This window comes from Streptomyces sp. NPDC000941, assembly GCF_053599555.1.
In genome coordinates this window covers 1-16,168 of record NZ_JBSFMM010000045.1, presented here as the reverse complement: position 1 = coordinate 16,168, position 16,168 = coordinate 1, and the positions used below count along the sequence as shown (strand labels likewise).

At 71.7% G+C, this 16,168-nt stretch carries 19 protein-coding genes and 1 pseudogene; 6 read left to right on the top strand and 14 right to left on the bottom strand.

Annotated features, from left to right (window positions below):
* Window positions 1-77: 77 nt before the first annotated feature.
* Together ACWDSL_RS16965 and ACWDSL_RS16960 are read left to right on the top strand one after the other, a co-directional pair.
* Window positions 78-866 (top strand): IclR family transcriptional regulator, encoded by a 789-nt coding sequence (locus ACWDSL_RS16965; RefSeq protein WP_450486045.1) that lies wholly within the window; start codon window positions 78-80, stop codon window positions 864-866.
* A 69-nt stretch (window positions 867-935) separates the two neighbouring features.
* Window positions 936-2,081, top strand: a complete 1,146-nt coding sequence (locus tag ACWDSL_RS16960) for a MerR family transcriptional regulator (RefSeq protein WP_450486043.1) — start codon at window positions 936-938, stop codon at window positions 2,079-2,081.
* A gap of 18 nt (window positions 2,082-2,099) precedes the next feature.
* On the opposite strand, the gene ACWDSL_RS16955 is transcribed toward ACWDSL_RS16960, so the two are convergent.
* Together ACWDSL_RS16955 and ACWDSL_RS16950 are read right to left on the bottom strand one after the other, a co-directional pair.
* Window positions 2,100-3,431: a threonine synthase gene (locus tag ACWDSL_RS16955; RefSeq protein WP_450486041.1), complete on the bottom strand. Its 1,332-nt coding sequence runs from the start codon at window positions 3,429-3,431 to the stop codon at window positions 2,100-2,102.
* A gap of 54 nt (window positions 3,432-3,485) precedes the next feature.
* Entirely contained in the window at window positions 3,486-4,121 is a 636-nt protein-coding gene (locus tag ACWDSL_RS16950; RefSeq protein WP_450486039.1) for an NADPH-dependent FMN reductase, read from the bottom strand.
* Window positions 4,122-4,174: 53 nt separating this feature from the next.
* Between ACWDSL_RS16950 and soxR the strand changes: the two are divergent.
* Window positions 4,175-4,561: pseudogene (soxR, locus tag ACWDSL_RS16945) on the top strand (redox-sensitive transcriptional activator SoxR); the annotation flags it as partial.
* A 107-nt stretch (window positions 4,562-4,668) separates the two neighbouring features.
* Here soxR and ACWDSL_RS16940 read toward each other — a convergent pair.
* Together ACWDSL_RS16940 and ACWDSL_RS16935 are read right to left on the bottom strand one after the other, a co-directional pair.
* The gene (locus tag ACWDSL_RS16940) at window positions 4,669-5,583 is read right to left on the bottom strand and encodes a TIGR03564 family F420-dependent LLM class oxidoreductase (protein ID WP_450486037.1); all 915 of its coding nucleotides are present in this window, start codon (window positions 5,581-5,583) and stop codon (window positions 4,669-4,671) included.
* A 10-nt stretch (window positions 5,584-5,593) separates the two neighbouring features.
* The gene (locus ACWDSL_RS16935; RefSeq protein WP_450486035.1) at window positions 5,594-6,592 is read right to left on the bottom strand and encodes a zinc-binding dehydrogenase; all 999 of its coding nucleotides are present in this window, start codon (window positions 6,590-6,592) and stop codon (window positions 5,594-5,596) included.
* A 134-nt stretch (window positions 6,593-6,726) separates the two neighbouring features.
* On the opposite strand from ACWDSL_RS16935, the gene ACWDSL_RS16930 reads away from it, so the two are divergent.
* Window positions 6,727-7,329, top strand: coding sequence for a TetR/AcrR family transcriptional regulator (locus tag ACWDSL_RS16930; protein ID WP_450486033.1), 603 nt, complete (start codon window positions 6,727-6,729; stop codon window positions 7,327-7,329).
* A 13-nt stretch (window positions 7,330-7,342) separates the two neighbouring features.
* On the opposite strand, the gene ACWDSL_RS16925 is transcribed toward ACWDSL_RS16930, so the two are convergent.
* Together ACWDSL_RS16925 and ACWDSL_RS16920 are read right to left on the bottom strand one after the other, a co-directional pair.
* Complete coding sequence (locus ACWDSL_RS16925; protein ID WP_450486031.1) at window positions 7,343-8,590, bottom strand: GNAT family N-acetyltransferase; 1,248 nt, start codon at window positions 8,588-8,590, stop codon at window positions 7,343-7,345.
* Window positions 8,591-8,690: 100 nt separating this feature from the next.
* On the bottom strand, window positions 8,691-9,425 hold the full coding sequence (locus tag ACWDSL_RS16920) for an RsiG family protein (RefSeq protein WP_450486029.1): 735 nt from the start codon (window positions 9,423-9,425) through the stop codon (window positions 8,691-8,693).
* A gap of 152 nt (window positions 9,426-9,577) precedes the next feature.
* Between ACWDSL_RS16920 and dtd the strand changes: the two genes are divergently transcribed.
* On the top strand, window positions 9,578-10,003 hold the full coding sequence (gene dtd / locus ACWDSL_RS16915) for a D-aminoacyl-tRNA deacylase (protein ID WP_450486027.1): 426 nt from the start codon (window positions 9,578-9,580) through the stop codon (window positions 10,001-10,003).
* A 44-nt stretch (window positions 10,004-10,047) separates the two neighbouring features.
* Here the strand turns inward: dtd and ygfZ are convergent, their stop codons facing one another.
* Genes ygfZ through ACWDSL_RS16900 form a run of 3 tightly spaced genes read right to left on the bottom strand, consistent with a single transcriptional unit; the run spans window position 10,048 to window position 12,130 of the window.
* On the bottom strand, window positions 10,048-11,013 hold the full coding sequence (gene ygfZ, locus ACWDSL_RS16910) for a CAF17-like 4Fe-4S cluster assembly/insertion protein YgfZ (RefSeq protein WP_450486025.1): 966 nt from the start codon (window positions 11,011-11,013) through the stop codon (window positions 10,048-10,050).
* Window positions 11,014-11,051: 38 nt separating this feature from the next.
* Window positions 11,052-11,507, bottom strand: coding sequence for a Fur family transcriptional regulator (locus ACWDSL_RS16905; protein ID WP_385627946.1), 456 nt, complete (start codon window positions 11,505-11,507; stop codon window positions 11,052-11,054).
* Between the two features lie 59 nt (window positions 11,508-11,566).
* Complete coding sequence (locus tag ACWDSL_RS16900) at window positions 11,567-12,130, bottom strand: FABP family protein (RefSeq protein ID WP_089512488.1); 564 nt, start codon at window positions 12,128-12,130, stop codon at window positions 11,567-11,569.
* A 638-nt stretch (window positions 12,131-12,768) separates the two neighbouring features.
* On the opposite strand from ACWDSL_RS16900, the gene ACWDSL_RS16895 reads away from it, so the two are divergent.
* Complete coding sequence (locus ACWDSL_RS16895) at window positions 12,769-13,134, top strand: DsrE family protein (protein ID WP_450486022.1); 366 nt, start codon at window positions 12,769-12,771, stop codon at window positions 13,132-13,134.
* Between the two features lie 28 nt (window positions 13,135-13,162).
* Here the strand turns inward: ACWDSL_RS16895 and ACWDSL_RS16890 are convergent, their stop codons facing one another.
* The 5 genes from ACWDSL_RS16890 to ACWDSL_RS16870 all read right to left on the bottom strand — a co-directional run bounded on the left by ACWDSL_RS16890 (window position 13,163) and on the right by ACWDSL_RS16870 (window position 15,949).
* Window positions 13,163-13,420 (bottom strand): DUF3099 domain-containing protein, encoded by a 258-nt coding sequence (locus ACWDSL_RS16890; protein ID WP_014177647.1) that lies wholly within the window; start codon window positions 13,418-13,420, stop codon window positions 13,163-13,165.
* Window positions 13,421-13,562: 142 nt separating this feature from the next.
* Window positions 13,563-13,850, bottom strand: coding sequence for a DUF1416 domain-containing protein (locus tag ACWDSL_RS16885; protein WP_311724573.1), 288 nt, complete (start codon window positions 13,848-13,850; stop codon window positions 13,563-13,565).
* A gap of 47 nt (window positions 13,851-13,897) precedes the next feature.
* On the bottom strand, window positions 13,898-14,737 hold the full coding sequence (locus tag ACWDSL_RS16880) for a sulfurtransferase (protein ID WP_089512486.1): 840 nt from the start codon (window positions 14,735-14,737) through the stop codon (window positions 13,898-13,900).
* 164 nt (window positions 14,738-14,901) lie between these two features.
* Window positions 14,902-14,982 carry a putative leader peptide gene (locus ACWDSL_RS16875; RefSeq protein WP_352133573.1) on the bottom strand — a complete coding sequence of 27 codons (81 nt, stop codon included), beginning with the start codon at window positions 14,980-14,982 and terminating at the stop codon, window positions 14,902-14,904.
* Window positions 14,983-15,253: 271 nt separating this feature from the next.
* Entirely contained in the window at window positions 15,254-15,949 is a 696-nt protein-coding gene (locus tag ACWDSL_RS16870) for an LmeA family phospholipid-binding protein (protein WP_450486019.1), read from the bottom strand.
* Window positions 15,950-16,168: the final 219 nt, after the last annotated feature.

The window sequence follows — 16,168 nt, the reverse complement described above, 5'->3', positions numbered from 1 at the left end:
GGCGGCGCTGCCGATGTGCACCGTCCGGTGAGCGGTTGTCCTGCGGCCGCCGGGGATCGCGTTGCTAAAGTGAGGCCGTGACAGCGAACCCGCCGAAGGCCCAGGCGGCGTCCTCGCTGCGTACCGGCCTCCAGATCATCAACGCGGTGCTGGAGCGGGAGACCTCCGGGCGCACCGGGTTCAATGTCGCCCGGCTCGCCCAGGAGATCGGCATCGACCCCAGCAAGGCCTCCCGGATGACCCAGGAGCTGTGCGACCGGGGCTTTCTGGAGCGCCGTGAGGACTCCACCCTCCGCGTCGCCGCCGGGTTCCACGAACTGGCCCGGGCCCTGAACCACGGCCTGCCGGGCGCGTCCCGCCCGGTCCTGCGCCGCCTGGCCATCGCACACGGCGCCGGCGCCCGCCTCTCGGTGCGCGACGGCGTCCTCGTCCGGCTGCTGCGTTCGGAGGCGGCGGCCGAGCCATGGCCGGCCAGGGCCGGCCTGGTCACCCCCTGCTGGTGCACCGGGGCCGGCCGTGCGCTGCTGCTCGACCACTCCGGGGACGAGATCGCGGCGCTGCTCGAGGGCTACGAACTGATCGGCGTCGGCGGGCCGGGCGCCGCGCACTCCGCCGAAGAGCTGACCGCGGCCAACGACCGCGACCGGCCGGGCGGGATGGTCGCCGCGCATGAGGAGTTCGAGCACGGCATCACCGAGTACGCGGTGCCGGTCAGGGACGTCGAAGGCCGGATCTTCGCGGCGCTCGCGGTCCTCGGCAGACAGACGGACCTCAGGCCGCGGGAAGAGGCGATCCGCGCCGATCTGACCGCCGCGGCCGGCTCTCTCGGGCGGCGCGTCGACACGGGCGCGCCATCTTGCCCTTGACCTTGCCGTTGGGGGAGGCCCCAGCATCGGGGGACCGGGGGAAGGTGCCCGGGATGAGGAGGGGCGGACATGGGTCTGCTGACCATCGGGGCGTTCGCGAAGGCGTCCCGGCTGTCGCCGAAGGCGCTGCGGCTCTACGACGAGCTGGGGCTGCTGGCCCCGGCCCGCGTCGACCCGGTGACGGGCTATCGGCTCTACGCGCCCGAGCAGCTCGAACGGGCCCGGCTGGTGGCCTGGTTGCGCCGTCTGGGCATGCCGCTGGCCCGTATCGGCGAGGTCTGCGACCTCTGCGATTCGGACGCGGCCGCGGCGGCGCGCGAGGTCCGGGCCTTCTGGGCCCGGGCCGAGGCCGAGACCGCCGCCCGGCGGGACCTGGCCGCCTTCCTCATCGACCATCTGTCATGGAAGGACCCCGTCATGTCTTCGACGTCTTCGACCGTCGAGCCTCTGGACATCCGTTACGCCGCGCTGTCCGACACCGGCCTGGTCCGCGAGAGCAACCAGGACACCGCCTACGCCGGGCCGCGCCTGCTCGCCGTCGCCGACGGCTTCGGCACGGGCGGGGCCCCGGCCGGGGAGGCCGCCGTCCAAGTGCTCAAACGCCTGGGCGCCGAGGGCGTCGGCGCGGGCGTTCCGGCGGGCGACCTGCTCAACGCGCTGGAGGACGCCGTCGAGCGGGCGGGCCTGGCGGTGCGCGATATCGCCGGAGCCGACCCCGCGCCCCATGAGGTGGGCACGACGCTCACCGCGATGTTGTGGACCGGCTCCCGGCTCGCCCTGGTGCACATCGGCGACTCCCGCGCCTATCTGCTGCGGGACGGCGAGCTCTTCCAGATCACCCACGACCACACCCTCGTCCAGTCGATGGTCGACGAAGGGCGTCTCAGCCCGGAGGAGGCCACCTCCCATCCACAGCGCTCGCTGCTGCTGCGCGCCCTGATGGGAGGGACTGGAGGGGCAGGAGGTGCCGGGGGCGGTGCCGGCGGTGCGGCTGACATACGGTTGCACGACGCCCGGCCGGGGGACCGCTATCTGCTCTGCTCCGACGGGCTGTCCTCCGTCGTGCCGACCGAGGACGTACGCCACGTCGTCACCGCGGCCCGCGACCCCGAGCAGGCGGTGCGCGAGCTGATCGCCCTGGCCAACGGCGCGGGCGGCCCCGACAACGTCAGCTGCGTGGTCGCCGACGTGCTGGAGCCCGAGCCCGGCCGGTAGCAGGTCAGCTCGAGCCGGTCAGCCCGAAAGACCGCGCAGCGCGGCGGCGACGGTGTCCCAGTCCGCGGGCACGGTCGGCTCGGGCTCGGGGGTGGCGGTGGCGCTGTCCTTGAAGCCGCTGGAGGTGGTGACGCACACCACGGGGCCCGAGGCGTCGCCCGGGCGGGCGGGGTTCTCCCGGTGGGCGCGCAGCCCGGCCAGCCCCGCCGCGGAGGACAGCTCGACCCACAGGCCATGGCCGGCGAGTTCGTCGCGGGCGGCGGACATCTGCTCATCGGTGACGGTCAGCGCCGCGCCACGGCTCTCGTGTACGGCCACCACCCCGCGGTAGCCGCCCACGGGACAGGCGATCCCGTACGCCTCGGTCGGCCCGATCGGGACCTGGGCGGCGGGGCGGCCGGTGCGGATCGCGGTGGTCAGCGCGCCCGCGGCGGCGGGTTCGCAGGCGTACAGCCGCGGGGTGCGGTCGGCCAGGCCGAGCAGGGTCAGCTCGTGGAAGCCCTTCCAGACGCCAAAGAGCAGTTCGCCGTAGCCGGTGGGCACGTACACCGCCTCGGGCGGCTCGCCGAGGTCCAGGAAGATCTCGTACGCGATGGTCTTGTAGCCCTCGGGGCCGAAGGGGTGGCCGGTGTGGGCGGTGCTGGTCAGGCTGGAGACCGGCTGATAGCCGAACTCCTCCACGATCCGCCGCGTCAGCGGTTTCCACGACTCGTAGGGCCCGGTGACCACCAGCGCCCCGTAGGCGCGTACGAAGGAGGCCACGGCGGGCGGGGCGGACGGGGAGGCGATCACGACGCACGGCAGCCCGGCGCGGGCCGCGTAGGCAGCGGCCGCGGCGCCGTGGTTGCCGGAGGAGGCCACCACGACGCCGCGCGCCCCGCTCGCCTTCGCGGCGCTGACGGCGACGCGGTTGAGCCGGTCCTTGTGGCTCCAGGTGGGGTTGCGCGACTCGTCCTTGACGTAGACGCCGTCGGGCAGTTGGACCAGGGGTGTGTTCCCCTCGCCGAGACCGGGGGCGGCCAGCGGCGGGAGCAGCGGGGCCCAGCGTTCGAGGCCGTGTGCGGCGGGGCGGCCGAACAGGTCGGCGGGCACCCGGTCGTACGCGTAGTCGACCTCCAGCGGGTACGCGACGGCGTCGGTGGAGGTGCGCGGGCAGCCGTTGATGAGCGGCGGCCACAGGGAGTAGTGGACCGCCGGATCCCCCAGGGACCGCTGACCGGTCGCGAGCGACTGCGACCGAGGCCGCGGCCGCGGCCCCTGCTCGGGGTCGAGGTCGGGGCGTGTGGCGTTGGACCGTGGGGGACGGGATGTGGGCTGGCCTGACCGGGAGTTGGGGCGCTGGCGCTGCATGATCTGGATCATGCCAGGTCGGACGTGTTCTTGATCACGCCAGGTCGGGCGTGGTCAGCCCCGGTACGGGCGGGCGGCCCGGGCCTCGCGCAGCGCCCGCGCCCACCACGTCAGCTGGTCGAGCAGGGCGGTGGCGGCGGCCTCCGGGCCCTTGGGCTCCTTCAGCGTGCCGTCCGCGCCGAAGAGCTCCCCGGCGTTGTGGAAGCTCACCGTCTCGCGGACGGTGACCGCGTGCAGCTCGGCGAAGACCGGCCGCAGATGCTCGACCGCGCGCAGCCCGCCGGAGACCCCGCCGTACGAGACGAAGCCGACGGGTTTGGCCTGCCAGGGGGTGTAGTGCCAGTCGATGGCGTTCTTGAGGGAGGCCGGGTAGCTGTGGTTGTACTCGGGAGTGATCACGACGTACGCGTCGGCGGCCTCCAGCCGGGGTGTCACGGCCGCCAGGGCCTTGGCCTCCTCGGGGCCCGGACGGTGGCTGAGGCTGCTGGGCAGCGGGGTGTCGGCCAGGTCGATCACATCGGTGCGCAGGTCGGCGTGGAGCGCGGTGCGGCCGGCGAACCAGTCGGCGACCTTCGGGCCGAAGCGGCCCTCGCGGGTGCTGGCGAGGATGACCGCGAGGCGGATGGGGGTGGTGGCGGTCGTGTCGATGGCCGGAGAAGTACTCGGGGCGGTGGCTGTGTCGGTAACCATGACCCCAGGCTCGGACTTAAACGTTGGTTGAAGTCAAGCTAGTCTCGTTTCTTATGAGCCAGATGTCATGGAAGACCCATGAACTCACCGTCGGTGACCTGTCCCAGCGCAGCGGCGTCCCCGCCTCCGCGCTGCGCTTCTACGAGCGCGAAGGGCTCATCCACAGCCGCCGCACCACCGGGAACCAGCGCCGCTACACCCGCGACACACTGCGCCGGGTCGCCTTCGTACGCTCCTCGCAGCGCGTTGGCATCCCGCTGGCCAGGATCCGGGGGGTCCTCTCGCTCTTCCCCGAGGACCACGTCCTCACCAAGGAGGACTGGGCCCAGATCTCGGAGTGCTGGCGCGCGGACCTCAGCGAGCGGATCGAGCAACTGCTGACTCTGCGCGACAGCCTCACCGACTGCATCGGCTGCGGCTGTCTGTCGATCGACAAGTGCGCGCTGGTGAACCGGCACGACAGACTCGGCGAGCAGGGCCCGGGCGCGCGCCGACTGCTGAAGTCCTGCTCCGATGCGGACGGGCCCGGGACCTGTGGAACCGTCGATCAGGACGCGGTGGACGCGGTCAGTTCCGCCAACAAGGCCAGCGTGCGGGACTGTTCCTCGGGCGTGCCGACCGGGGAGGCGATGAGCTCGGTCGCCCCCGCGTCGACCAGCTCCCGCAGCGCCTGCTCGACGGTGGACTCGTCGCCCAGTACCGCGGTGTCCTGCGGGCCCGCCGAGCCGTCGCGGTCCAGCACGGCCCGGTAGTGCGGGATCTGGTCGACCTGGCTGAACTGCTCGGCCATCGTGGCGCGGCGGGCCTCCGGGTCCGCGGTGACGCCCACGGCCTTGAAGGCGACGACGCGCGGCGCGGGCCGCCCCGCGCGGGTCGCCGCTCGGGTGATCGTGGGCACGATGTGGTCCGCGAGCGCGGCCCTGCCCGCCCAGACGGTGATGGTGCCGTCGGCCAGCTCGCCCGCCACCTTGAGCATCGCCGGGCCGAGCGCGCCGACCAGCAGCGACGGCGGTTCGGCGCCGGGGGCGGCGACCGCGCCGGCGGCCTTGATGGTCTCGCCCTCGTGCGTCACGCTTTCGCCGCGCAGCAAGGGCGCCAATACGGACAGGTATTCCCGCAGATGGCGGGCGGGCCGGTCGTAGGAGTGGCCGAACTGCCCCTCGATGATGTGCCGGTGGCTCACCCCGACGCCGAGCGTGAAGCGGTTGCCGGTGGCCGCCTGGGCGGTCAGCGCCTGGGCGGCGAGCGTCAGCGGGTGGCGCGGATACGTCGGGACCACGGAGGTGCCCAGCGCAAGACCGGGTATCTGGGGGCCGATGGCGGCGGCCGCGGTCAGGGCGTCCCAGGCGCCCATCTCGGGCAGCCAGGCGGTGCCGAGGCCGGACGCGGCGATGTCGCGCGCCTGCTCGACGACCGCGTCGAGCGGGGTGCCGAGGACGTTCAGGAGGAGTCCGATGCGCATGGGGTTCCTTTCACCGTGTCGTAGCGGGGGCAGGGGCGGGGGCAGGGGCGGGGGCAGGGTCGGGGTCGAGGGCGGGGGCCGCGGGCTTCGCGCTCGCGGCGGGGCCGATGTCGAGTACGGCCTTGCCCGGTACGCGCCGCCCGAGCAGCGCGTCGGCCGCGTCCGTGACCCGCTCCCAGGAGCCGCGCCAGCCGATCTCCGCTGACAGTTCGCCGCGCGCCACGAGCGCGAGCAGCGTGGCGATATCGGGGCCGGGGCGGGTGATGTCGCCGAAGGAGTTGAGCGACTTGGCCTCGGCCAGCGCGATCGTGCTGTTCACCGGGAAGAGCGCGGCCTCGCCGGACGCCCAGCCGATGCTCTGCAGATTGCCGCCGGGGGCGAGCAGGTGCCAGGCGGCCACGAGCTGAGGCCCGCCGACGTTCTCCAGGACCACGTCCACGGGCTGCCCGACCGGCTCCAGGCCGACCACGACCTCGTCCGCGCCGAGTTCCCTGAGCCCCGCACCGCGCGCGGGCGAGCCCACCGAGGCGATGACGTACGCCCCGGCCCGCCGCGCCAGCTGGACGGCCGTCCGCCCGACCCCGCCCGAGGCGCCGGTGATCAGCACCCGCTTGCCCAGGACGTTCCCGGCCGCGCGCAGTGTCCGCAGGGCGGTGATGCCGACGACCGGGAGGGCTGCGGCGGCCGCGAGGTCCACGGGGTCGGGGACGGCGGCGAGGTTGTCGGTGGGCACCGCGACGCGTTCGGCCCAGCTGCCCACGGCCAGGCCCGCCACCCGGGTGCCCGTCGCCGGCCCTGAGCCGTCGGCCGCGGCGCGGAGCACCACGCCGGACGCGTCGAAGCCCATGACCGTGCCGGGCGGCCGACCGGTGCCGTTGCGTATCTCGCCGAGGTTCAGCGACGCGTGCCGCACCTCGACCAGGGCCTCGCCGGGCCCCGGTTCGGGCTCCGGTACGTCCGCGAAGCGCAGGGACCCCGGCGCCTCGGGATCGACGATCAGCGCGCGCATGGCTGCCTCCTCAGGGCAGACGGGTGAACCGGACTGTCAGTCCGGTTGTGTTGTGGTGGATACTATGAGGACTAGTGGTCCGGTTACAACCGCCGACTGTCGGTGACTGTCCGGATGCGAGGAGGCGAGGCGCGGTGAGCGAGGCCACGGCAGAGCGGGGCGCCGCGCGGCGCGGTGAGCGCGCCGACGCCGCGCGCAATCGGCGCGCGATCCTGCGCGCCGCCGAGGAGTTGCTGACGGAATGCGGCGCCGAGCATGTGTCCCTCGACCGGGTCGCGGCCGTCGCGGGCGTCGGCAAGGGCACCGTCTTCCGCCGCTTCGGCAGCCGTACCGGCCTGTTCCAGGCGCTGCTCGCCGACCGCGCGGCCCGGCTGCGGGAGGCGATCGACGAGGAGGCGGCGCCGCTGGGCACCGACGGTGCGCCGTGCGAGCGGCTGCTGGCCTTCCTCGACGCACTGGCCGACATCGCCGAGCGCCATCTGTCCCTGATCGCCGCGCACGAACGCGCCTGTGGCGACGGAAAGTTCGACGACCCCACCTATCGGGGGTGGCACGCCCACGTCTCCGCGCTGGTCCGGGAACTCGGACCGGGCCTCGACGCCGAGTTCGTGGCCCATATGCTGCTCGCCGCGTTCGACGGCGAGCTGGTGCGGCGGCTGACGGCGGACGGGGACTGGACGCGGTTCCGTCAGTCGGTCAGGGACCTGGCCGACCTGCTGGTCGGCCAGGGGAAGTGAAGCCGGGGCCCGCTCAGAAGATGTCCGGGCACCAGGGGCGGCGCGACGTACGCAGCAGGAGATCCGCCAGCGCCGCGGCGCCCTCGCGCTCCTCGGTGACCCGCCCCAGCGCGGCCAGCCGGACCGCGGACTCGTCGCCCAGCCACAGCGTCCCCAACTCGCCTATGTCCATGGTCAGATCGGCGGACCGGGTGGTCGGCGCGCAGCCGGCGCCGTCCGGCCCGGCGTCCAGCAGATAGCGCCCGCCGGCCAGACCCGCGCGGTCGGACAGCTCCAGGACCAGCGAGCCGGCGACCGGGTACGTACGGGCCTCGAGCAGCCGGGGGACGTCCAGCGGCCGCAGCCACAGGAAGTCGGCGTACGTCATGACCTGCGCCGCCCGCGGGTCGCCGAGCAGCAGCGGCAGCGCGTCGTCCGGCGGGCGGTAGCCGGTGGTGACATGGGTGACCCAGTCGACGGAGAACAGGAAGTGCCACAGCGCGCGTTCGGCGGCCGGGGTGACCGCGAGCATCCCGAGCACCTTGGCGGTGTCGTGGGGGCGCTTGCCCTCCCACTTGTCGTCGCTGACGTAGGCCAGCAGACCGTCCACGGACCCGTCGGGGGAGCGGTAGACGACGTAGAACGGCTCAGTCCACTGGTAGAAGGGGAAGGTCAGCAGGCCGGTGTTCATCCGCCACCACAGCTCGCGGCGGTCGATCGCACCGTGCTGCCGGGCGCGCAGCCGATCGTGCAGCGCGGGGCCCAGCTCCCGTACCTCGGCGCCGTCCGCGAAGTCCACCCGGCCGCCGCACGCGGGCCCGGAATAGCGCGCGTCGAGCCCGGCACGGGCGACGTCCACCCGCCACAGGGTGGCCCAGGTGGCCGGGCCGAACCCGTACCGCCCGTAGATCGGGTACTCGGCGGCGATCAGCGAAGCGACCAGCTCGCCGCGCTCCTTGGCCGCGCGCAGATCGCGGTCCATCATCCGGCTGAGCAGCCCCTGGCGGCGGTGGGTGGGCGAGACCGAGACGTTGGTGACGGCGTCGGCCGCCACCTCGGCCCCGCCGACCGCCGTCAGCCGCTGTGCGAAGCTGCGGAAGGTGCCCACACAGCGGCCCCGGTCGAAGGCTCCCTGCACCCGGTCCAGTTCCGCACCGATCTGCGCCCGCCGGATGTCGATTTCTTCCTTGCCCGCCCCCGGAGGCCGCAGAAAGCCGGTGTTCAGCGCGAGGGACCAGTCGGTTAGGTCGGAGTCGTCGACCTTACGGATCTCTGGGGCCATGAACCCCACCGTAGGCGGCCGGTACGGCGGGGCGCACCTGGATATCGGAGCTACCTGGCTATCAGGGCCACCTGGCTGTCGGGGCCACCTGGGTAAGGGCTTACGCGAGCAGGTCGTCCACGTGCGCCTCGCCCTCTCGATACCTTCGGGTGATCTCCGCACCGCAGTCGTCCGCCGTGCGCTGGAGCTCCCGCCGCCGCCGCGAGATCTGCCGCTCGCAGCCGACGAGACGGGCCATCGCGCCGGTCAACTCCTCGTCCGTACGCGCCTGGAGGTCGGACAGGCCGACCTCGGCCAGCGTCTCCTCGGCCAGCCGCCGGGACTCCACCCCCTGTGGAGTGCCGAGCGTCACATGCCGGGCGGAGGAGCGGTGCCCCGGCGGGCCGTCGACCAGGATCTCCGGCAGCAGGTCCACCAGCGCGGCCGGGGGCCGGGTCTCCTCGGCCCCCTCCTCCACCGCCCCCGGCGAGCCGGGGGTCGAGCGGCGGTTGAGCTCGGCGTGGAGGATGTCGATCCGGCCCTGCAGCAGTCTGCGTACATAGCTCAGATCCGCCTCCTCGCTCTGGGCCGAGCGGCGCAGCGCCCGCAGCTCCGGCAGCCGCAGCCCGGCCGGCGAGTCGGCCTGCCGGCCGCCGCGCTGGCTCGGCGGCCTCGGCGGCTGCGCTCCGGGCAGTGCGGGTAGTGCGGGCAGCCCCGGCTGTTGCAAGTCTGTCGGCTGGAATCCCGGCTGCTGCAGGGCCTCGGTGGCCGCCTGGAGCAGGTCGCCGTGCAGGCCGCCGTCCTCCGGGCGCGTCGATGCGGGCCCGGGCGGCTGCCCGGTGCCGGATGTGATCATGCGGTTTCCGTCCCCTCCATGCGGTGCTACGCGAGCTGATCGCGTTGTGCCCATTGCGCACCGCTTGCACGCATCGTGCCACTGTGTACGGTCCGTCCGCAGCGCGCTTCCACTCGATCGGCCCCGGAAGAAGGCAGGGCATGATGGACCGTATGCGTGCTGTGGTACAGAGGGTGAACGGGGCGAGCGTCGTCGTGGACGGCGAGACGGTAGGGGAGGTCGTCGGCCAGGGGCTGTGCGTCCTGGTCGGGGTGACGCATGACGACACCCCGGAGAAGGCGGCGCAGCTGGCCCGCAAGCTGTGGTCCGTACGCATCCTGGAAGGCGAGAAGTCCTGTTCTGACCTGGCCGCTCCGCTGCTGGTCATCAGCCAGTTCACGCTGTACGGCGACGCCCGCAAGGGCCGCCGGCCCACCTGGAACGCGGCCGCGCCGGGCGAGGTCGCCGAGCCGCTGGTGGACGAGGTCGTGGCGCGGCTGCGGGAGCTGGGCGCGCATGTGGAGACGGGCCGGTTCGGAGCGGACATGAAGGTCACGCTCACGAACGACGGCCCGTTCACGGTGATCGTCGAGGTCTGAGACCCCGCCTACGACTTTCTCTACGTCTTTCTCTACGTCTTTCTCTACGGCTCGACGACGACCTCTTGTGCCGCGGCTGTCGTATCCACGATGAGCGCCGCGTCCACCGGCACGTTCCGCTTCACCAGCGCCAGGGCGATCGGCCCCAGCTCGTGGTGGCGGGCCGAGGTCGTCACAAAGCCCAGCGTGCGTCCCGCCTCGCCCTCCGAGGCGAGCCGTACGGGCGCGCCGTGGCCGGGCAGCGTCACCTCGCTGCCGTCCAGATGGAGGAAGACCAGCCGCCGGGGCGGCTTGCCCAGGTTCTCCACCCGGGCGACGGTCTCCTGGCCGCGGTAGCAGCCCTTGTGGAGGTGTACGGCGCTGCCGATCAGGCCCAGCTCATGGGGGATCGTCCGGTGGTCGGTCTCCAGGCCGAGCCGCGGACGGTGCGCCTCGACGCGCAGCGCCTCGTACGCCAGCACACCGGCCGGCGGACCGCTCGCCGCGGCGAAGGACTCCAGACCGGCGCGCGGCAGGAACAGGTCCCGGCCGTACGAGGTCTCGCGGACGGCGGCGCCCTCGGGGACCTCGGCGATACTGCCCGCGGGGAGGTGGACGACCGCGAACTCCTCGGTGCGGTCGGCGGTCTCCACCCGGTAGAAGAACTTCATGCTCTCCAGGTAGGCGAGCAGATCGCCCTGGGTGCCGGGCTCCACATGGGCCCAGGTGGTCTCGCCGTCGTCGACCATGTAGAGCGCGTGTTCGATATGACCGTGCGGGGAGAGGATCAGCGCCTCCGTGGCCTGACCGGCCGGGAGTTCGCTCACATGCTGGGTGAGCAGCAGATGCAGCCAGCTCAGCCGGTCCGGGCCGGTGACCGTGATCACACCGCGGTGCGAGAGGTCCACGAAGCCGGAGCCGCCGGCGAGCGAGCGCTGCTCGCGGAACAGGTCGCCGTAGTGCGCGGCGACGCCTTCGTCGGGGCCCTCGCCGGGGACGGCGCCGGGCAGCGACAGCAAAGGGCTCTTCATGAGCTCAGCCTACGACTCGGCCCGGGTCGGGACCTGACCTAGGACCCCGGCGTAGGACCAGGGTCGTCGTCCGCGCGATCGGCTGAACACTTGGCGCAGCGGCCGAAGATCGCGAAGTGCTTCATATCGGTGTCGAAGCCGAAGCTCGCCCGCAGCTGCCGGACGAACGGCTCGGCCACCGACAGATCGGCCTCGATCACATCCGTGCAGTCCCGGCAGACCATGTGGATGTGGTGGTGCCGGTCGGCCAGGTGGTACGTGGGGGCGCCGTGCCCGAGGTGGGCATGGCTGACCAGCCCCAGCTCCTCCAGCAGCTCCAGGGTGCGGTAGACCGTGGAGATGTTGACGCCGCTGGCGGTGCGGCGCACCTCGGTGAGGATGTCGTCCGGGGTGGCGTGCTCGAGGTGGTCGACGGCCTCGAGCACGAGCTGGCGCTGCGGCGTCAGGCGATAGCCGCGCTCCCGCAGATCTGTCTTCCAGTCGGTGGTCGCCACGGTGCCCAGTGTAGGGCGGTCGGTCGGCGGTCGGTCGGCCTGCGGCCGTCGGCGGTCGGTCAGCGGAAGAAGGCGATGCCGTCGTCCGGGAGGTCCTTGAGGTCCTTGGCCCATTCGCGCGGGTCCACGACCTTCTTCAGATGCGCGGACATGTACGGCCGCAGCGGCACCTCCGGGGTGGCCTTCTCGCCGACCCACATCAGATCGCTCTTGACGTAGCCGTAGAGCCGCTTGCCGCCGGAGTACGGGCCGGAGGCGGCGGTACGGGCCACGGCGTCCGTCACCACGTCGATCTGCGGCTTGCCCTCCGCCAGCTCGCCGTACCAGACCTCGACGACGCCCTGGTCGCGGATCATGACGATCTCGACCTTGCGGTCCTTGTCGATCCGCCAGAAGCCGTACTCGCTCTCCAGCGGGCGGACCTTCTTGCCTTCGCCGTCGAGCACCCAGGTGTGCGAGATGTACTCCAGGAAGTCGCGGCCGTCGTGGGTGAAGGTCACTTCCTGCCCGAAGTTGCACTTCTCGGTCCCCGGGAAGTCATAGACGCCCGCGCCCTCCCAGTTGCCGAGGAGGAAGACGAGCGGTACGAGGTCCGGGTGGAGGTCGGACGGGATCTCGATCATGAATCCAGGCGATCTGTGGGAAGGGGCGGGGGAGGGGTGGGTCAGCGCTGGCCCTGGTACAGCTTCTTCCAGGTCAGCGCGGCGAAGCCGAGGGTGGCGACGGCGACCAGGATCATCAGCGTGGTGAAGACTGCCTCAAGCACGAGCGCGCTCCTTGGAGGAGTGGGACGTTCCGTTGGGACTTGCGGAACGGTCATGAACCGGGGCCGAGTCTAGTCGCCGGTGCGGTGACCGGCTCTTCGAGGTCTCCCGTGCGTGCGGGGGCATCCCGCCCGGCCTGAGACTTATCCCGTAAGTGATTTCCGGGCAGTCTGAAGAAGGCCGTGACTTCGTCGGATTGTCGTCGTTCCCATGGTGGGCTGCAAGAAGCCCCGTCGAGTCAACCACGGCGAGACTCCGCACCTTCGGGCCGCGAGTCACGTGGCAGCTCGCCGACCACGCATCCAGCCTGGTGGCGCGCCTCTGCTCGACAGATTCCGGCCATGCGCCGCAGCAACCCAGGGGGTACCTCCCATGCCGAAGGCTATGGGGGCGAGACCCGACCCGCGAATGAGCGGCCCAAGGACCACGCCGGAGCGCTGCGACCGCATACCGGACCATCCCACCAAGACTTACGGGATGGCTCTTAGGCTGGCCGTATGGCGAAGAAACAGCTGGTGATCAAGGTGACGGCGGGGGTGGACGCGCCCGAGCGGTGCTCGCAGGCGTTCACGGTGGCGGCGGTGGCCGCGGCGAGCGGTGTGGAGGTCTCGCTGTGGCTGACGGGGGAGTCGTCCTGGTTCGCGCTCCCGGGACGCGCGGCGGAGTTCGAGCTGCCGCATGCGGCGCCGCTGCCGGACCTGATCGAGGGCATCCTCGCGGGCGGCACGATCACGGTGTGCTCGCAGTGCGCGGCCCGTCGGGACATCGAGGAGAAGGACCTCATCGAGGGCGCCCGGATAGCGGGGGCACAGGTGTTCGTCAGCGAGATCATGCCGGAGGGCGTGCAGGCGCTCGTGTACTGATCTCTCGTCTGCTGATCCAGCGGCTGAGCTAGCGGCGGTGGTTGTACTCGTCCAGCTCCCGCCACCACCGGTCGGACTCCTCATCGCCCGACTCGTCCCACCACCGGTCGTCCGGGCCCCTGCGGTTGGCCACGATGGCGGCCAGTGGCGGGATCACCATGGCGACGATGCACATCACGACGGCGGCCGGGACGGACCACAGGCGCACGAATCCCCATGCCGAGATGAAGAGCGTCAGGCACGCGCCCATCAGGATGAAATATGCGTGGCGCCGTCGCGCGTACATACGACAAGGATACGTCCGGGGGCGCCGCCCGGACACCCGTACGACAGCCCCCGAACAGCCCGGAGGGCCGCACCCCGCCGAGGCGTCCAACCCCGGGGCGCGGCCCTCCGGCCGTACCTGACCGTTGACACGCGGGTGCGCGTCAGACGGCGATGGCGACCTCCGCCAGGCCACCCTTCTGGGCGACGACGGTGCGGTCCGCGGTCGCGCCCGGGACCAGGGCGCGTACGGTCCACGTGCCCTCGGCCGCGTAGAAGCGGAACTGGCCGGTCGCCGAGGTGGGGACCTCGGCGGTGAACTCACCGGTGCTGTCCAGCAGCCGGACGTAGCCGGTGACCGGCTCGCCGTTGCGGGTCACCGATCCCTGGATGGTGGTCTCGCCGGGCTTGATGGTCGACGCGTCGGGGCCGCCGGCCGTTGCTCCACACATGGGTGACTGTCCTTACGTTCGGGGAGATCGGGGAGGGGGAGGGAGGGTCAGCTGTTGGCGCCCAGCTCGATCGGCACGCCGACGAGGGAGCCGTACTCGGTCCAGGAGCCGTCGTAGTTCTTGACGTTGGTCTGGCCCAGCAGCTCGTGCAGGACGAACCAGGTGTGAGCGGAGCGCTCACCGATGCGGCAGTAGGCGATGGTGTCCTTCGACAGGTCGACGCCCTCGCCCTCGTAGAGCTCCTTGAGCTCGTCGTCGGACTTGAAGGTGCCGTCGTCGTTGGCGGACTTCGACCAGGGGATGTTGCGGGCGGTCGGCACGTGGCCCGGCCGCTGCGACTGCTCCTGCGGGAGGTGCGCCGGGGCGAGCAGCTTGCCGGAGAACTCGTCGGGGGAGCGGACGTCCACCAGGTTCAGCGAGCCGATGGCCGCCACGACGTCGTCGCGGAAGGCGCGGATCGAGGCGTCCTGGGCCTTGGCCTTGTACTCGGTCTTCGCCCGGGACGGGGCCTCGGCGACCAGGTCGCGGGAGTCGAGCTCCCACTTCTTGCGGCCGCCGTCGAGGAGCTTCACGTCCTGGTGCCCGTAGAGCTTGAAGTACCAGTAGGCATAAGAGGCGAACCAGTTGTTGTTGCCGCCGTAGAGGACGACCGTGTCGTCGTTGGCGATGCCCTTCTCGGACAGCAGCTTCTCGAAACCGGCCTGGTCGACGAAGTCGCGGCGCACCGGGTCCTGGAGGTCCTGCCGCCAGTCGATCCGGATGGCGTTCTTGATGTGGTTCTTGTCGTAGGCAGAGGTGTCCTCGTCGACCTCCACGATGACCGTCTTGGGGTCATCGATGCGGGCCTGTACCCAGTCGGCGTCAACCAGGACGTCGCTGCGGCTCATGTTTCTCTCCTCCGGGGCAGTTGCGGCGGTACGGGTACGCGTCGGTATGCGGGCTACGCGCGGTTCGGTAGCGAGCGTACGAACGGAGTGCGGGCGGGCTCGGCTGACGGGCCGAAAGGAGCGGGGCCTATGAGGCAAGAAAAGGAGCGGGCCGCGCGTCCTCGTCAGGCGGCGCGACAGAGCATGGCGGCAACGCGGCACAGGTCCACTGCCCGCCGCTTCGTGAGATCCGCCTGTCGCTTCATGCGTCCGATCGTAGGGACGGACTGGCGGGCATGTCACCGGTGTGTCGGATGGTGAGACGAGATTGTCCGCGATGTGAAACGAGAGGGGCGTCCGGTGCGCCGCCGAGTGGTCGGCGGGGCACCGAACGCCCCTGGATGCCCGCTGAATGTCTGCTGAACGTTGCCATCGCGGACGAGTTCGTCTCAGCGGATGGACAGGAGGAACGATCTGGAGGAACGGCGTGGGGGGAGAGGGCCGCAAGGGGAGGGCGGCGCCGGGGGTTCCGTCGGCTCAGCCCGCCAGCTCGACGTTATTACCCACGACCGACACGTCTATGCCGTCCTTGTCCGTCTCGACCTTCTCGAGCCGCATGCCCGTCGGCAGGCCGTCGATCTTCCGGTCGATGTCCGTGCGCTGGCGCACCTTCTCCTCCCACCCGGGGATCTTGCTGCCCGGGACGGACTCGGCGCGCATCCGGATCGTGTCGCCATTGACGAGGGTCACCGTGGAGTACGTGCTCATGCTCAGGCCCATCAGCTGTCCGGTGATCTTGACGCGGGCCTGGCCCGACTTGCCCTTCCCGGCGTAGCCGACGGTAACGCCCTGGCCGGCCGCCGTGGACAGGTCCGCGTAGCTGATGTGCGCGGAGCCGGTGGCGCTGTCGGCGGTGGCGGAGGAGAAGCTGCTGGATATCCGGACGTTGTGCAGCGAGGCGTTGAGCTTGGTGACGCGCACCGTACGGCCGCCCCCCGCGTCCGTGGTCAGCCCGTCCATGCCGATCTCGACCTCGTCCAGCTCCTTGCCGGCGACCTGGGTCAGGAACGGGAAGCCCTTGATCGAGACGTCGGGGGTGTTGGTCAGCCCCTGACTGGTCTTGATCTTGTCGGCGGCCTCGGATTCCGCGAAGTACACCGCCAGGCGGTCGGCGGCGACGAACAGAATGCCGAGTACGACGAAGACGATCGCCGTGATTCGCAGTGCGCGCATTGTGTTGGGGTCCCCCATGCTCTGGCTCAGGCCCACGCCTGAGGCTGCGAGCCTAACCGCAGCGGTACGGGCGTGGCCGGGCGGCGAGGCCCGGATCACACGGCGAGAGAGCCCGAGGCATGAGTTGCGGGGTGTTTTGGTGCAGGACAACCCCGGGTGTGGGGGGGGGGGGGTGAGCAAATAAACCCCAAAGGACGGGGGGGGAAAACCCGGGGGCCG

Bases quoted from the DNA above. Each gene is read 5' to 3' on its own strand.
- ACWDSL_RS16940 (WP_450486037.1), bottom strand. From the start codon at position 5,583: ATGCGCATCGGACTCCTCCTGAACGTCCTCGGCACCCCGCTCGACGCG.
- ACWDSL_RS16875 (WP_352133573.1), bottom strand. From the start codon at position 14,982: ATGAAGCGACAGGCGGATCTCACGAAGCGGCGGGCAGTGGACCTGTGC.
- ACWDSL_RS16885 (WP_311724573.1), bottom strand. From the start codon at position 13,850: ATGTGTGGAGCAACGGCCGGCGGCCCCGACGCGTCGACCATCAAGCCC.
- ACWDSL_RS16920 (WP_450486029.1), bottom strand. From the start codon at position 9,425: ATGATCACATCCGGCACCGGGCAGCCGCCCGGGCCCGCATCGACGCGC.
- ACWDSL_RS16935 (WP_450486035.1), bottom strand. From the start codon at position 6,592: ATGCGCGCGCTGATCGTCGATCCCGAGGCGCCGGGGTCCCTGCGCTTC.
- ACWDSL_RS16870 (WP_450486019.1), bottom strand. From the start codon at position 15,949: ATGCGCGCACTGCGAATCACGGCGATCGTCTTCGTCGTACTCGGCATT.
- ACWDSL_RS16880 (WP_089512486.1), bottom strand. From the start codon at position 14,737: ATGAGCCGCAGCGACGTCCTGGTTGACGCCGACTGGGTACAGGCCCGC.
- ACWDSL_RS16955 (WP_450486041.1), bottom strand. From the start codon at position 3,431: ATGCAGCGCCAGCGCCCCAACTCCCGGTCAGGCCAGCCCACATCCCGT.
- ACWDSL_RS16890 (WP_014177647.1), bottom strand. From the start codon at position 13,420: ATGTACGCGCGACGGCGCCACGCATATTTCATCCTGATGGGCGCGTGC.
- ACWDSL_RS16895 (WP_450486022.1), top strand. From the start codon at position 12,769: ATGGCGAAGAAACAGCTGGTGATCAAGGTGACGGCGGGGGTGGACGCG.
- ACWDSL_RS16925 (WP_450486031.1), bottom strand. From the start codon at position 8,590: ATGGCCCCAGAGATCCGTAAGGTCGACGACTCCGACCTAACCGACTGG.
- ACWDSL_RS16900 (WP_089512488.1), bottom strand. From the start codon at position 12,130: ATGATCGAGATCCCGTCCGACCTCCACCCGGACCTCGTACCGCTCGTC.
- ygfZ (WP_450486025.1), bottom strand. From the start codon at position 11,013: ATGAAGAGCCCTTTGCTGTCGCTGCCCGGCGCCGTCCCCGGCGAGGGC.
- ACWDSL_RS16950 (WP_450486039.1), bottom strand. From the start codon at position 4,121: ATGGTTACCGACACAGCCACCGCCCCGAGTACTTCTCCGGCCATCGAC.
- ACWDSL_RS16960 (WP_450486043.1), top strand. From the start codon at position 936: ATGGGTCTGCTGACCATCGGGGCGTTCGCGAAGGCGTCCCGGCTGTCG.
- dtd (WP_450486027.1), top strand. From the start codon at position 9,578: ATGCGTGCTGTGGTACAGAGGGTGAACGGGGCGAGCGTCGTCGTGGAC.